This window comes from Roseovarius salincola, from assembly GCF_026891095.1.
Lineage (GTDB): Bacteria > Pseudomonadota > Alphaproteobacteria > Rhodobacterales > Rhodobacteraceae > Roseovarius > Roseovarius salincola.
In genome coordinates this window covers 143,751-158,224 of record NZ_JAPTNL010000007.1, presented here as the reverse complement: position 1 = coordinate 158,224, position 14,474 = coordinate 143,751, and the positions used below count along the sequence as shown (strand labels likewise).

Sequence of the window (14,474 nt, the reverse complement as noted above, 5' to 3'; positions counted from 1 at the left end):
CAAAGGTGCTGACATGATCCATCCTCCCAAACAGGATGAATCACAAAATCACACGTGTGGGAATCCCCGCGATTCAGGTTTTTGGCGGGGCGCTTTAAGAGAAAGCGGGGAACGCGGGCCGGATCGATCGAGAAGATCTACACGAACCGGATCAGCGCCGAGGCGGAAAAATTCGCCCACGGTTTCGCCGGGCTGACGCCGTCGCAGATCGCGCGGGCGGTTCTTGAAGCGTCGGGCGAAGTTCATGCCTTTGCACTGGATGGCTTGCGCGCATCGAACCGGCAGATGTCGGGCAGCGCCATGGTACAAATTATGAAGCGCCCGGAAGTAAAGCGTTTCTGGGGCGATATGGGTGGTTTTGTCAGTGAATACGACGAGGACGGAATTCCTCCCGGTTTCGATCCGGATATCCGCACAGAGAAAGCCTATGATCTGAGCCGGGCGTTGCAGTGAACGCTTTGGACCAACCGGCGTGCCGAGTCCGTGCATGGCGATGCATGTGCCGAGACCGGAGACGGGGTGACGGCATTGGCGGTGGGCTCCGAGACCTCCACAGCGGGTCAGGTATCGCTTGGTTAGGATCTGTCGGACGAGCTGGAGATGGGATCGGCCAGCGGTGACTGCTCGCTGGGCCTCGGCGCGACCTATAGCGGCGGGCCGGACCGTATCATCGAGCGCGACGTGTCGCGTCCCGGTCAGCCTTGAAGTGTCGCGGCGCCCGCATTTCGCGTGTCAGTCAATTTCAGCACAAGCCGATAGGAGAAAGATGTTCGCACGCAAGGCAAACAGTCTCGGTTTTGTGGTCCTCGCCCTCGCTTTCAACGCGACGGTGGTACTCTTCCGGCACAGGCGCAGCGGCTTGAGGCCATCGGGCAGATGACGGGAGGCATGGCGCATGATTTCAATAAACTGCTCACCGTCGTCATGGGCCAGGCCGAGTTGCTTGGAGAGGTTATTCATGACCTTGCCACCCGTGGAAAGCTTGACGCGATGGTCATGGCTGCAAAAAGGGGCGCGGACCTGATTGACCGTCTTCTCGAATTCGCGCGCGGCCAGTCGCTGGACCCCGTCGCCGCAGATTTGAACGCGGTTATTCTCGAAGCCAGAACGCTTGTGGAGAAGGTGATTGCCGGAAATGGAGTGATTCAGTTCACTCTGGATGCAAAGCCTGCAACCGCGCGCGTGGATATCGAGAGCCTTCACGCGACATTGCTCAATCTTGTTCCGAACAGCGCGCAGGCGGCCAATGAAAACGGGCGTGTTTCGGTTGAAACCGACAGTATCATTTTCGACGAGAACGACTGCCTCAATAATCCGGGGCTCGTGCCCGGTGAATATGTTTCCGCTGCTGTCGCCGATAACGGGGAGGGAACGTCAAGGAGATGTTGCACAAGGTTTTTCAGCCGTTCTTTACGACGAAAGACGAGGGAACCGGCCTCGGCCTCAGCGCGGTCTTCGGTTTCATCAAGCGATCCGGCGGGCATGTCACAGTTGAGTCCGAGCCGGGGCAGGGAACAGTGGTGAGACTATTCCTGCAGGTTATCGGTCAAGAGCCGGGGGACGATGCCAAAAGGGGTTCGGGACGCTCAATTGGCATCGCACAGCATGTCATCGACAAGCCTTACCGCATCCGCGGCTTGAGGCGCGTGTTGAACCGTGTGCTGGAGTCCTGATTGCGGGATATGTCGCTTCGCTGTGTCCAGGGCGAACCGACTTGCCCGCAATCACAGGATTTCCCCGGAACTGAGCCGCGCCGAATCCAAAGTCCCTGTCACGCTGGCGGGTGGGTTCGGGATGATTCAGCGGCGCAGAACGCGGTCGGTAAGGTTTAGGCGGTTGGCAATGACGGGGGCGAGGCTTTGGGCGAGGCCGGGGTCGCCGTCCTGCATCTGTTCGAGTTCGTCAAGCCGGTTGGTCGCCACCAGTTGCAGTGCGTCATGGCGGATTGCGCCAGCGGCATCGCGTGGCAGGGCGGCGACGGGTTGCATAAGCTCGGGGGCGGGGTCGGGGGCAAGGGCGGTGAGGTCGCCTTGCGACAGAGGCGTTTCCACGAAGGCGTAGAGACCCACGCCCTTGGCCGGTAGCGCATAGGTGCACAGCGCCAGGTCGCTGATCTGCGGATGCGCCAGCAGCGCAGCGCGCAGGCCGGGGCCATCGCGCTCGACGCGATCTTCGGTGCCTTCGCCATCTGACCAATTCATCAGGCGGCGCGTGATGAAGTTGTAGAGCTGCTTGCCGGTGGCCATCCAGATGCGCGCGGGCAGGGCCTTTTGCGCCAGCATTTTCTGTTCGGCAGGGGTAAGCAGATGCGGCGCATAGGCGCGTTTCTGCTTGAGCAGGTGGCGCAGGTCCTCGCGCGCCATGACGCGAAAGAGCTTGCCGCGGCGGCGATGCATCGAGGCGAGCTGAAAGTCGATCACGGCTGCGCACCCGTCAGGGGTCATCAGCCAGTTCTGTGGCTTGGCGATGTCGTTATGGGTGACGCCGGCGCGGCGCATCTGGCGCAGCAGGCGACGGGCGTCGCGATACCAGAGGGCCTCGCTCGGGCGCGCGAGCTGTAGCGGCGTGCCGCGTGTCCAACTCCGAAGAAGGCCGGTCTTGTCGACGCGCACCAGCACCGGGCAGCCCTCGATCCCCTGCACGGCGCGCAGGGCGCGAATCTCGCGGCGTGCCAATGCCCAGGCGAGAGGGCGCGCATAGAGCGAGACGCCGTCGAGCTTGCGCAGCACGACGGGGAAATCCTCGATCCCGTCGAGGCGGCCCGACACGGTTTCCGAGAAGATGTCGCGCTTGTGCACGGTCTCGGGCATGAAGCGGGCGCGGGTGATATCGGCGTCAATCTGCATCGCGCCTGTCTTAGTGGCTTTCGGTTGACAGGGGAAGAGTGTGCGCCCGGCTGTGAATGCCTAGTTGATGAAGCCGCCGGTCGTGGGGGCCGCGCTAAGCTGGGCTCGTTGCGCGATCAGGTGCAGGTAGCGCCGCTGCGCCAGGTCATAACGCATCCGTGGCCAGACTCCGCTGGGGGGCGCGGCATGCGCAAGGGTCGGCGGCGCGATCACGCCGCAGGGCTGGATCGAGGCAGGACGCAGGCCGGTGTGCCAGTGGCTGTGGATGAAGGTTTCCAGTGGCCGGTCGAAAAGATCGGACAGTGCCAGAAGATGCGCTGCGGCCTCATGTCCGACAAGCTGGGCAGCGCTGCGTCCGGTGGCCTGTTGCGGCACGGTCAGCGTGGCCGGCCCTTGCGTGTCAATCAATGCCGAGGGGCCGGGGCAGGGTTCATCGCGCAGCTCGATATAACCAAGTGCCCCGACATGGGCGAGCCCGAGGTCAAGCGCGTCGTCGAAGGGTTCGGGGTCGATCCCCGTGGCGGCGTCCAGAGTCAGCGCAACATCGAGGCCACGTCGTTCGATCTCGGCCCAGATCTGGCGGTGTGTCAGGAAACGACCGATCTCACCGGTATCGAGCGACAGGGGGTAGGCAGGTTCAAAAAGCTCGGCGCCCACCGTGTTCTCCAGGTCGGAGACCGACAGCGCCGCGCCCTGGACCAACGGCCAGAGTTCGCCGTTCACCCCGCATGCATCGAGAACGGTGCGCGCCTGTGCCCGTGCGTCCCCATCGCGGTCCGCATGAAGGACAAAGGCGCGCAGTTCCATTGCGTCAGGCGCCTTCGGTCCAGCCCGATACGGCCTTGACCTCGAGGAAGTCCTCGATGCCCCACTTGCCGCCTTCTCGACCATTCCCGGACTGTTTCATGCCGCCAAAGGGCGAACCCATGCCGCGGCTCTGGCCGTTCATCTCGACCATGCCGGAACGCAGCGCCAGCGCGCAGCGGTTGGCGCGCGCGCCGTCCTGGGTCTGGACATAGTTGGTCAGGCCATAGGGCGTGTCATTGGCGATGGCGATCCCTTCTTCCTCGGTTCCGAAGGGTATGATCGACAGCACCGGGCCGAAGATTTCCTCGCGCGCGATGGTCATGTCGTTGTTCACATCGGCAAACACCGTGGGCTTGACGAAGAAGCCACGGTTGAGGCCGTCGGGCCGCCCGGTGCCGCCGGCGACAAGGCGGGCACCTTCGTCGATGCCCTTCTGGATCAGGTCCTGGATCTTGTTGAACTGGACCTCGTTGACCACGGGGCCGATATGGCGGCCTTCCTGGCTGGCCGGGCCGACCTGCACCGATTGCGCCACTTCGGCGGCGGTTTCGACGGCACGGTCGTAAATATCGCGCTGCACAAGCATCCGGGTGGGAGCGTTGCACGACTGGCCCGAGTTGTTCATGCAATGCAGAACACCGCGCTTGACGGCCGCATCATCGGCATCGGCGAACACCAGGTTCGCGCCCTTGCCGCCAAGTTCGAGGCTCACGCGCTTGAGCGTGTCGGCTGCCGATTTGGAGATCAGCTTGCCCGCACGCGAGGAGCCGGTGAAGGACACCATGTCGACATCCTCATGTGCCGAAAGCTGCGAGCCCACCCCGGCGCCATCGCCGTTCACAAGGTTGAAGACACCCTTGGGGAAGCCCGCCTGGTCGATCATCTCGGCGAAAAGCAGCGCCGACAGCGGCGATTCCTCGGAGGGTTTGAGCACCATGGTGCAACCCGCAATGAGCCCCGCCCCGACCTTGAGGCTGATTTGGTTCATCGGCCAGTTCCAGGGCGTGATCATCGCCACGACGCCGATGGCTTCATGCACGATGCGATCCTGTGGCGCGTGTTCGCCCAGAGGTTCGATGAATTCGAAATCCTTTGCGACCTTCAGAAATGCCTTGAGGTGGCCAAGCCCGGCTGCGGCCTGCGCCTGACGGGCGAGGTCGATCGGTGCGCCCATCTCGAGGCTGATCGCCTGGGCCATTTCTTCGATGCGGGACTCGTATATCTCGTAGAGTTTTTCCACCAGTGCGATGCGTTCGGATTTGGACGTACGCATCCATGCGGGAAAAGCCGCGCGCGCAGCTGCCACGGCGGCGTCGGTATCTTCCTGACCGCCAAGGGAAATCACCGCGCAGGGCTCTTCGCTGGATGGGTCGATGACCTTGTGGTCGGTGCCGGCCTGTGGGTTCACCCAGGCGCCGTCGATATAGAATTCACGTTTTTCGATCATGGTTGACCTCCGTCGATTTGATGGCACCTTGTCAGGGAGGGTGAACACCTGCAAGTCAGGAAAACAGGTTTCGCGCCGGGATTTGATCAAATCCCGGCTCGCTGCTGATTTCAAGTGGAAAGGACACTGAAAATGGGACTGCGCATCAATGACACAATACCGGACCTGAAGGTCGAAACAGATCAGGGTGCATTCTCGCTTCACGACTGGATCGGCAACAACTGGGCGATCCTGTTTTCGCATCCAAAGGACTTCACGCCGGTCTGCACCACGGAGTTCGGCGCGGTGGCGCAACTGGCCGATGAATGGGACAGGCGCGGCTGCAAGGTGATCGGCGTTTCCGTCGACAATGTCGACGATCACCGCAAGTGGAAAGGCGATATCGAGAAGGTTGGCGGCGCCAAGGCTGGTTTCCCCATCATCGCCGATGATGCTTTGGAGGTATCGAAGGCGTTCGACATGCTGCCTGCCGAGGCCTATCTGCCCGATGGACGTACGCCCGCTGACAGTGCGACAGTACGGTCTGTCTTCATCATTGGACCGGATAAGAAGCTCAAGCTCAGCATGACCTATCCGATGAATGTCGGGCGCAATTTTGCAGAGGTGCTGCGCGCGCTTGACGGTTTGCAGACGGCGGCGCGCGAGAACGTCGCGACCCCGGCGAACTGGAATGTCGGCGACGACGTGGTAATCCCGACCGCCGTCAGCGATGAGGACGCGAAGGCCAAATACGGTGCCTTCGAGACGGTACTGCCCTATCTGCGGATGACCAAGCTGCCGGGCTGAACGACCGAACCTGTGCCAGAGGCCCTGCCATGAAGCGGGGCCTTTGCCGTCTGCGGTAAGCCCTCAGTCGTCCGCGTCGAGCGCTGCGCCACGTGTGGCGCGCAGATCGCGGGCTTCTTGTGCGGCCTGACGGCCCATCGGTCCTTCAAGCCCGGCCATCAGTTCCAGCATCCTGTCCGAGGCGTCGCGCGACAACCAGAGCGGCGATTTCTTCAGAAATTGAAAGCCCCGGCGACGGGTGGTGTAATAGGGCATCGCATATCCGATCGCCTGCCCCGCCACCGTCGCCAGCACGATCTGTATTCGGTCCGAGCGTCCCTCGGGCGTGTGCGGGTCGCTCTTAAGAACCTCGTCGCGCGTCGCAAGCAGGCGCGGGGATTCGGGGATAACGAGATTGCGGGTGACCGCATCGAGATCGTCGTCGCCAAGAGCCACGATCTCCGCGTCTAGCCCGGTTACCGGGCAGGTGGCGGCATGTTTGTAGCCTCTGCGGTGAACCCATTGGGTCAGACCGATCTCACCCCGGCGCACTGTGCGTTTCTTGTCATTCGAAAGACGAAATCGTTTCCAGTAGCGCAGGAAACCGGGGTCACACAGGATCCGTGGGCCGATGGCCAGCGCGTATGAGGCGTAATGGAAGTTGGGATGCTCGATCGTGTATTCCCAGACCAGTTCGCGGAAATCGCGCGCGTCGCAACGCTTGATGCCGTAGTTCGATGTGGCGCCGCAGAAATCGGCATCCTTGGCACGCACGTCATCGAACCAGCTGCGCGGCGTGTCGATCATCCATACGGAGTCGTTGAGAATATAAAGCCGCTCGAGCGTCGGCAGAGTGTCGTCCAGTTGCAGCACTGCATCGCGATAGCCGCCGAAATCATAGCCCACATTGGGCCGCTCGATCACCATCGCGCTCAGGGGCAGAATGCGGTCCATATCCGCCTGAGACAGCGGCAGGTTGGAGACCACCAGGGGGTTGATGCCCTTGCTTTCAAGATGCTCCAGCATATGCAGATGCGATGGCAGGATGCCTTGCGCGGGAAAGATCAGGTAGATCGCCACCTCACCGTCGAGCGGTTTGGCCCCATAATGGATCTTGCGGCTGCGCGGCGCGGCCCTGTCATAGCGCGGGCGCAGGCTGAGGTATTCCCAGACGATGCCGGGCAGGTTCCGGACAGTGCGCCCCAGACGCAGGATCTCGCGTTTAAGTTTCCACAGCGGAATCGTCTTCATCGTGCGGGCTCGCGTTTCAGGGCAGAGAGTATGCCGCGCAGGAAGGCCGTCTGCTTGGCGCGTTTGCGGGCGGAGAGGAGCGTGAGCGGCGAAAGAAGTTGCAACAGAGCGGAGGCCAATGCCTTGCGCCCCGCGCCGGGCAGCCCATGCTTGCGCGTGGCGTAGACGCGCGAGCGGCCCATGTGAAACGCCTTGAATGCCGCCGAGGCAGGGGAGCGCACAGTGGAATTGCCCGCATCATGGGTGACATGGGCGGCGCGCACGAACCTGAGTGGCCCGGCCCCGGCCTTGAGGCGTAAGGCGAGGTCGTCATCCTCGTGGTACAAAAATATCTCGGAATCAAACCCGCCCATGGCCTCGAAGGCGGTCCGGCGCACGAAAAACGCCGCGCCGGTCAGCACGGGCAGTTCGCGGTCGGTCTCGGGCCAGCCCGGTGCCAGTTTGTCGGTGCGCGGCAACAAGACGCTGGCGCGTTTGAAATAGGGCCTGCCTCGCCCGTCGGTGATCGCCGGGTTGAAGGCCGACGCCTCGGGGTGGTTATCGGCAGCGGTTACAAGCGCATGAAGGGCGTCCGGGGCAAGCCGGGCATCGGGATTGAGGAAGAACAGGAATTCGGTAATCGTCCCGGACGCGCCGATATTGCACGCCGCGCCGAAGCCGAGATTGTCCTTGTTGCGGATCAACCGCGCGCCATGCTGATCTGCCAGCCCGGCCAGCGCTGCACCATCCTGAGAGGCGTTATCCACGATCACGGTCCTGGCGCCTTGCGGGAGCGAAGCCAGCATCGCGGGCAGCACCGCGAGGCTGTTATGTGCGACCGTCACCACCGTGACGCGTTCTGGGGCGGCGGGAATTGACATCTGGACCCGAAATCAGCCTTTTGGCGGGGAAACACGAAACATGGACGCGTCAATAGCAACTGCGCCGCTTCAGGGAAAGCCCAGAGCGGTGCAGGCGGCCGGGAAGGGCAGCAAATGGCCAAACGAAAACCTTTCGATATCGCCGGCGTCACTGTGCCGCCCGGCGCGCGGCGCACCGTGGATGTGCCGGTCAGCGCATTGTCGGATCACACGCCGGTGCATCTGTCGGTGCATGTGGTGCATGGGCGCAAGCCGGGGCCGGTGATGTTCGTCTCGGCGGCGGTGCATGGCGACGAGGTGATCGGAGTCGAGATCGTGCGCCGCCTGCTGAACGCCAGGGCGCTGACGCCAATGGCGGGCACGCTTTTGGCGGTGCCGATCGTCAATACGTTCGGGTTCCTGAACCATTCACGCTATCTTCCTGACCGGCGCGACCTCAATCGCTGCTTTCCGGGCCATGCCACGGGGTCAATGGCGTCGCGGTTGGCGCACATCTTTCTGACCGAAGTGGTGAAGCGGTCGGATATCGGGATCGACCTGCATTCGGCGGCGATCCGGCGCACCAACCTGCCGCAGTTGCGGCTGACCGCCGGGAATGACCGGCTAAAGGAGCTTGCGGATGTTTTCGCGGCTCCGGTGGTGATGAACTCCAATCTTCGCGACGGGTCCCTGCGGATGGCGGCCGAGGATGTCGGCGTCGATGTGCTGCTTTACGAGGCGGGTGAGGGCTTGCGGTTTGACGAGTTCGCGGCGCGCGCCGGGGTAGGGGGGATTCTGCGGGTGATGAATCACTTGGGCATGATCGGCACCAAGGGCGTTCCCCGAAAGCGGGCCGAACCGCTTTATTGCGGGGACTCGACCTGGTATCGCGCGCCCGCCGGAGGGTTGTTGCGCGGATACATGACCTCGGGCGACATGGTCGAGCCGGGTGCGGTTCTTGGGGCGATTTCGGATCCGTTTGGCGAGGTCGAGGCTGAAGTTGTGGCCGACGAGGCGGGCATCATCATCGGGCGCAGCAACATGCCCGTGGTCTACGAGGGGGATGCGCTTTTCCATGTGGCACGGATCAGCAGCCCGGACGCCGCCGCGCGCGGTATCAGCGCGCATCTGGATCCGGTACCGATGTTTGACGAGGACGAGATCATCTGAACCGCGCGTGATCTGCGCTCAGCGCGATGTGCCGAAGCGGTGGGCGTTGCCGGGCGCCAGGAAGATCGACATCATGATCAGGCTGAAGATGAATTCGTAGGATTCCCATTTGCGGGGCACGTCGATGACAGTCGCGATCAGGATGCTGGCGCCCAACGCCATGACCGCATGGCGCATTTGCGGAAGCGGCAGCATGATTGCATCGGTCAGCCGCGCGATTAAGGTCACGCGCGGGTAAACCAGCGGAAGCACTACCAGGTAGAGCAGGATCACCGTTGTCAGGATGCTGCCGAATAAGGTTTTGGCCAGTTGGCTTTCGCCCACCGCAATGTTGTGGATGTTCGTTTCCAGCTGACGGTTGTGCTCCATGAAGAATTCAGTTGTCTGCCAGCCGAAGATACGCTGACCCCAGGAGATTTCCTCGCCCGCACCGAACAGGAAGGCCAGTGCGTAGAGGGCCAGAAACGCTGCCGACCCGTAGCGCCCGAAACGCGCCATCGAAACCGTGTGCCAGACCAGGATCAGGCAGGCCAGGATAAGCCCGATCGCTGTGCCGTATTCGATCGGGCCGTCCTCGATCCCGAAACCCAGCTCGAACTGGGTCCGCATTCCCAAAATGGAATAGGCCAGCGTGAACAGAAGCGTGGCGTTCATTAGGCCGAAAAGAAATTGGTCGGGGACGCTGAAGTTGCGCATGCTTGGGGCCTGTCATAAACTTGTCATACGGAGTGCTCAGATATCGCAGCGCTTTCGCGGCGACAAGCCGAACACGACTATTTGAGCGGATTTCGCTGCGTCAAACGCGCTGGTCCTTGGCACCCCGGCAAATCCGGGTGCCCGGAAATGACAAACCCCCGAAGCGGCTGCCCGGGGGTCGTCTGACTTTTCGTGTTCTTCACGTTGCGCCGCTGCGGCGCAGGCGTCAGAGAAGCCCTTCGCGTTGGGCTTTCTTGCGCGCCAGCTTACGAGCCCGGCGAATCGCCTCGGCCTTTTCGCGCGCTTTCTTCTCGGACGGTTTCTCGAAATGCTGCCGAAGCTTCATTTCGCGGAAAACGCCTTCGCGCTGCAGCTTTTTCTTCAGGGCACGAAGCGCCTGATCGACATTGTTGTCGCGAACACTAACCTGCATGTGGTGTCACCACCTTTCCAAGTTGAAGTTGCATCAGATTGCAGGAAGAGGCCGTATAGCAAAGCGTCTTTGTTTTGTCTAGGGTGGCGCTAAATGAAAGGAGGCACGTGATGACTGACCTCGAAATCAGGGCGAAGCTGCTGGAGGCGGCGAAAATGCATGTGCCCTTCGACGGCTGGAGCGACGCCAGCTTTCAGGCCGCGATCCGGGATTCCGGTATCGAACCGGGGCTGGCGCGGGCCGCCTGTCCCGGGGGCGCGACCGATCTGGCGCTGGCCTATCACGAGGAGGGCGACCAGTTGATGCTGGAGCGCCTGACGACCGAAGACATGGGCCAGATGCGGTTTCGCGACCGGATCGCCGCTGCGGTGCGGTTTCGCCTCGAAGCGCCAGAGGATAAGGAGCTGGTGCGCCGTGGCGTGACACTGTTCTCGCTGCCGAGCCTCGGCGCCGAGGGTGCGCGCGCAATCTGGAATACCTGCGACAAGATATGGACGGCTCTCGGCGATACATCGGATGATGTGAACTGGTATACCAAGCGCGCCACTCTTTCAGGGGTCTACAGCGCGACTCTGCTGTTCTGGCTTGGGGATGACAGCCCGGGCCATGCCGATACCTGGGCATTCCTGGACCGTCGGATCGACGATGTGATGCGCTTTGAGAAGGTCAAGGCGCAGATTCGCGACAACAAGCTGTTTAGCGGACTGTTGGCGGGCCCGCTGAAGATCATTGGCGGGGTGCGCGCACCGCGCGCTGACGCCAAGCGCCAGCAGACCGGGATGCCGGGGCGCTGGACCACGCAGGGCTGAGGAGAGCGACAACAATGCGCAAGACGATGACGGCGGTGGAGATCACCGCGCCCGGCGGTCCGGAGGTGTTGGTCGCGACGAACCGCGACGTGCCGGAGCCGCGGGCGGGCGAGGTTTTGATCAAACTGGCTTATGCGGGGGTGAACCGCCCCGATGCGTTGCAACGCGCGGGGTTATACGCACCGCCACCGACCGCCAGCGACCTGCCGGGCCTGGAAGCCGCAGGCGAGATCGTCGCCCTTGGCGAGGGTGTCAGCGAATGGGCGATAGGCGACATGGTCTGCGCGCTGTTGCCCGGTGGCGGATATGCGCAATATGTGGCCACGCCGGCGGCGCATTGCCTGCCGATCCCCGAGGGCATGGGCCTGCGTGAGGCCGCCTGCCTTCCTGAGACCTTCTTTACCGTCTGGTCCAACGTGTTCCAGCGTGGCGCGCTGCGCGGCGGCGAAAAGTTCCTTGTTCATGGCGGTTCGAGCGGTATCGGCACCACGGCGATCCAGTTGGCGCATGAATTCGGAGCGCGGGTTTTCACCACCGCCGGATCGGATGAAAAATGCGCCAAATGCCGGGAGCTGGGCGCCGAGCGGGCCATCAATTACCGCGAGGAGGATTTCGTCGAGGTGATGCGCGCCGAGGGCGGTGCCGACCTGATCCTTGACATGGTGGGGGGCGATTATTTGCCGCGCAACATCAAGTCGCTGGCCGATGACGGGCGGCTGGTGCAGATCGCCTTTCTGAAGGGGCCTAAGATCGAGCTGAACTTTGCCCAGGTGATGATGCGGCGGCTGACCATCACGGGCTCGACCCTGCGTCCGCAAAGCGACAAGGCCAAGGCCGATATCGCCGAGGCGCTGCGGATCCATGTCTGGCCGCTTTTGGATGCGGGCAAGGTCGCGCCGGTGATGGATTCCGAATACCCGCTTGCGGATGCGGCCAAGGCCCATGCCCGTATGGAGCAAAGCGCACATATCGGGAAGATCGTGCTGAAAGTGAACTGAGCCGGTGGGATCGGGGGACATCTTCATTCTTGCATTGGCGCTGATCAGCGTGGCGCTGAGCGGTTATGCCTTGTGGCGCGACGAGACGCTGAACTGGGTCTTTGCCGTGCCGCGTCCACCGGCCCCCGAGCCCGGTGATGCGCCGCTTTTCGAGACCTTGTTCGATTATCGCCCGGAAAAGGGCGTGGCGCATTCCCCAGCCATCGTGGCGAATGACGAGACCCTCTCGGTCCTGTGGTTCGAGGGCTCGTCCGAGGCGCAGCCCGATATCGAGATCCGCCGCGCCGTGCTGGGGGAGGGGCCAGAGGGCTGGCGCGCCGGTGCGCCCGAGACCTTCCTGACCAGCGAGGCCCTGGGCAGGGCATTTGATCCGGGGCAGTTGGTGGTGACGCTTGGCAACACCATTCAGAACGACGCCGCCGAGCGTTCGCTTTATGCGACGGTCGTGTCGGTGGGGGGATGGGCGATGGCCTCGATCGCCGAAGTGCGCATGGAGGGCACGCTGCCGGTGCGGGCGCGCAAGCTGGACCTGTCGCCCTTTCTCAACCGTTCGTTCCTCGTGCGCTCGCCGATGGTCGCCTATGCCGATGGCAGCCATGCGCTGCCCGCCTATTTCGAGATGGGCACCACCTATGGTGCGCTGGTGCGGCTGAATGCGGACGGTAGGGTGCGTGATCAGCGTCGTATCGACGGCACGGGCGTGAAGCCGATCCAGCCGATGATCGTGGCGCTTGACGGCGCGCGCGCGCTGGCCTTTCTGCGGGATTTCGACGATAGCGGGCAGCTTTACCTGAGCCGCACCGAGGATGGCGGACGGCATTGGACGCTGGCCGAAGCCACGGATGTTCCGCACCCCAATGCACCGGTGGCGGCGCTGTCGCTGTCGGGGGGACGGATCCTGATGGCGCGCAATGGTGGCGGCAAGAAGTCCGGTCGGCTGGAACTGGCGGTGTCGGGCGATGACGGGAAAAGCTGGCACATGATCCACCGTTTTGAGCGCGAACCCGGTGAGGCGCGTTATCCGATGCTGCGAGGGCTGGCGGATGGGCGGATCCTGCTGGCTTATTCGACTAACAGCAAGCGTGGCGTGCGGGTGGTTGTGTTCAATGAAGCATGGGTGGCGGCGCGATGATCGGGTTTCTGGCAGGGCTTGGACTGGCGGTCCTCCTGGGCTGGATGGCGTTTGCGTTGCTGGGCTGGGCGCTTGCCGCGGCGCTGGCAGTCTGGGTCGGTGGCGCCATCGGCGGGCTGGCGGTGCTGTTGGCGCGTAACACGCTGCCGCTACGGGGGATGGTGGCGCTGTTGGCCCCGTTCGGGGTGATGCTGCCGGCAATCGCGTTGCGGGATATGGCGGCGGGCGCGGGTCTGCCAGTGGTGCCGTTCGCCACCTTCGAGCTTCTGGTGTTCCTTGTGCTTTATCTCGCCTTCCTGACCTCTGCCATCGGGCTGGTGCGGCTGGATGCCTACCGCATCGGCTATGCGCCCCTGCCGGTGGCGGTGATGGTGCTGGCGGTCTGTCTTTACGGGTTCCTGACGGGCAACTGGTTTTTGCCGCTGGTGGCTGTGCTGGGGCAGGGAATGTGGGTGTCGGGATGGGGCAGCAGCAACTGGTTCGACCATGTGACCCACGTGCTTTTGGTGCCGGTGGCGCTGGTGGTGCTGATCCTGCGGCTGATCTGATGGCGGGCGCTAGCGGATCGGAGCGAGAAGCGCATCCTTGAGCGTGCAATCGCGCACCGTGTCACGCCCGCATGGCACCGGTTCGAGCCCTTTGGAGAGACACAGGCGGACTTCCTGGATGCGGCCCGCGCGGCAGGTGACGGTCAGCATGTCGGGCGCGAGGCCGGGATTGGCCTTGAGAAAGGCTTCTTCAATTACCGAGGCGGGCAGTTTCACGGGGTCCGTCAACTTGCGAAAGACCTCCGGACGGGTGACGGCGCCATAGGCTTCGCGTGAAAGGGCGTAATAGGCCGGGGCCGACAGGCCCGAGCAGGCACCGTGCTTTTTCCACTGATACCAGGCAAGGCCTGGTGTGCCCATGATATCGGCCATCGCGGCGGTCATGGCGCGCGTGGGTGGGCGTTCGCCGGTCCGGCAGTGCGACGGCCAGCCGCGATGATATTGCGGCCAGAGCCCGTGCAGAACCCACCCGTGATCCTGCGCTGCATCGCATTGAGGCGAGTCGCGATCATCGCCTTCGAGCGCGCACCAGGTCGGTGACCAGCTGAGCGCGAGGACGTAGTAATCGAATTCCCCCGGTCGTCCGCCTTCGGCCCGTGCCATGCCGGCAAGCAAAACAAGGATCATCAGCAGGCGCATTCTTTGGTCTTTCATTTTGTTTTGCTGGCCACTATATAGCGCCCAAGTTCCCCGACAACGGAAACCCGCACCCCGAAAGGTGCCGCCGATTCAG

16 protein-coding genes and 1 pseudogene are annotated in these 14,474 nt (G+C 63.0%); 9 read left to right on the top strand and 8 right to left on the bottom strand.

Translation table 11 applies throughout. The annotated features are described in order from the left end of the window. The first annotated feature begins 285 nt into the window (after positions 1-285). From N5A93_RS10180 to N5A93_RS19550, 3 genes and pseudogenes are all read left to right on the top strand, one after another. On the top strand, positions 286-453 hold the full coding sequence (locus N5A93_RS10180) for a hypothetical protein (protein WP_268954980.1): 168 nt from the start codon (positions 286-288) through the stop codon (positions 451-453). Between the two features lie 423 nt (positions 454-876). Continuing rightward, positions 877-1,047, top strand: a pseudogene (locus N5A93_RS19555) (histidine kinase dimerization/phospho-acceptor domain-containing protein); the annotation flags it as partial. Positions 1,048-1,382: 335 nt separating this feature from the next. After that, complete coding sequence (locus tag N5A93_RS19550; RefSeq protein WP_372920699.1) at positions 1,383-1,673, top strand: ATP-binding protein; 291 nt, start codon at positions 1,383-1,385, stop codon at positions 1,671-1,673. A 126-nt stretch (positions 1,674-1,799) separates the two neighbouring features. Here the strand turns inward: N5A93_RS19550 and N5A93_RS10170 are convergent, their stop codons facing one another. From N5A93_RS10170 to N5A93_RS10160, 3 genes are read right to left on the bottom strand one after another with little or no spacing between them, the layout of a single operon-like run. Next, positions 1,800-2,846 (bottom strand): phosphotransferase, encoded by a 1,047-nt coding sequence (locus N5A93_RS10170; protein ID WP_268954978.1) that lies wholly within the window; start codon positions 2,844-2,846, stop codon positions 1,800-1,802. Between the two features lie 60 nt (positions 2,847-2,906). Next, positions 2,907-3,653, bottom strand: a complete 747-nt coding sequence (locus N5A93_RS10165) for a glycosyltransferase family 25 protein (protein WP_268954977.1) — start codon at positions 3,651-3,653, stop codon at positions 2,907-2,909. Positions 3,654-3,657: 4 nt separating this feature from the next. Then, on the bottom strand, positions 3,658-5,100 hold the full coding sequence (locus N5A93_RS10160; protein WP_268954976.1) for an aldehyde dehydrogenase family protein: 1,443 nt from the start codon (positions 5,098-5,100) through the stop codon (positions 3,658-3,660). 132 nt (positions 5,101-5,232) lie between these two features. Here N5A93_RS10160 and N5A93_RS10155 point away from each other — a divergent pair, with 132 nt between their 5' ends. After that, positions 5,233-5,886 carry a peroxiredoxin gene (locus tag N5A93_RS10155; protein WP_268954975.1) on the top strand — a complete coding sequence of 218 codons (654 nt, stop codon included), beginning with the start codon at positions 5,233-5,235 and terminating at the stop codon, positions 5,884-5,886. 63 nt (positions 5,887-5,949) lie between these two features. Here the strand turns inward: N5A93_RS10155 and N5A93_RS10150 are convergent, their stop codons facing one another. Further along, entirely contained in the window at positions 5,950-7,116 is a 1,167-nt protein-coding gene (locus N5A93_RS10150; protein ID WP_268954974.1) for a rhamnan synthesis F family protein, read from the bottom strand. Continuing rightward, positions 7,113-7,976, bottom strand: coding sequence for a glycosyltransferase family 2 protein (locus N5A93_RS10145; protein WP_268954973.1), 864 nt, complete (start codon positions 7,974-7,976; stop codon positions 7,113-7,115). Before N5A93_RS10145 ends, N5A93_RS10150 begins: the two co-directional genes overlap by 4 nt. 114 nt (positions 7,977-8,090) lie before the next feature. Between N5A93_RS10145 and N5A93_RS10140 the strand changes: the two genes are divergently transcribed. After that, the gene (locus N5A93_RS10140; protein WP_268954972.1) at positions 8,091-9,125 is read left to right on the top strand and encodes a succinylglutamate desuccinylase/aspartoacylase family protein; all 1,035 of its coding nucleotides are present in this window, start codon (positions 8,091-8,093) and stop codon (positions 9,123-9,125) included. An 18-nt stretch (positions 9,126-9,143) separates the two neighbouring features. On the opposite strand, the gene N5A93_RS10135 is transcribed toward N5A93_RS10140, so the two are convergent. Further along, a complete protein-coding gene (locus tag N5A93_RS10135) occupies positions 9,144-9,779 on the bottom strand; it encodes a hypothetical protein (protein ID WP_268954971.1) in 636 nt (211 codons plus the stop codon). 268 nt (positions 9,780-10,047) lie between these two features. Next, entirely contained in the window at positions 10,048-10,254 is a 207-nt protein-coding gene (gene rpsU / locus N5A93_RS10130; RefSeq protein WP_007818122.1) for a 30S ribosomal protein S21, read from the bottom strand. A 110-nt stretch (positions 10,255-10,364) separates the two neighbouring features. On the opposite strand from rpsU, the gene N5A93_RS10125 reads away from it, so the two are divergent. The 4 genes from N5A93_RS10125 to N5A93_RS10110 are packed head-to-tail and all read left to right on the top strand — an operon-like array spanning position 10,365 to position 13,741. Next, positions 10,365-11,063, top strand: coding sequence for a COQ9 family protein (locus tag N5A93_RS10125; RefSeq protein ID WP_268954970.1), 699 nt, complete (start codon positions 10,365-10,367; stop codon positions 11,061-11,063). A gap of 14 nt (positions 11,064-11,077) precedes the next feature. After that, positions 11,078-12,061: an NAD(P)H-quinone oxidoreductase gene (locus tag N5A93_RS10120; RefSeq protein WP_268954969.1), complete on the top strand. Its 984-nt coding sequence runs from the start codon at positions 11,078-11,080 to the stop codon at positions 12,059-12,061. A gap of 4 nt (positions 12,062-12,065) precedes the next feature. Further along, complete coding sequence (locus N5A93_RS10115) at positions 12,066-13,193, top strand: exo-alpha-sialidase (RefSeq protein WP_268954968.1); 1,128 nt, start codon at positions 12,066-12,068, stop codon at positions 13,191-13,193. Continuing rightward, complete coding sequence (locus N5A93_RS10110) at positions 13,190-13,741, top strand: hypothetical protein (RefSeq protein WP_268954967.1); 552 nt, start codon at positions 13,190-13,192, stop codon at positions 13,739-13,741. Before N5A93_RS10115 ends, N5A93_RS10110 begins: the two co-directional genes overlap by 4 nt. Before the next feature lie 9 nt (positions 13,742-13,750). Here the strand turns inward: N5A93_RS10110 and N5A93_RS10105 are convergent, their stop codons facing one another. Then, a complete protein-coding gene (locus N5A93_RS10105; RefSeq protein ID WP_268954966.1) occupies positions 13,751-14,395 on the bottom strand; it encodes a ribonuclease T2 family protein in 645 nt (214 codons plus the stop codon). Between the last annotated feature and the right edge of the window lie 79 nt (positions 14,396-14,474).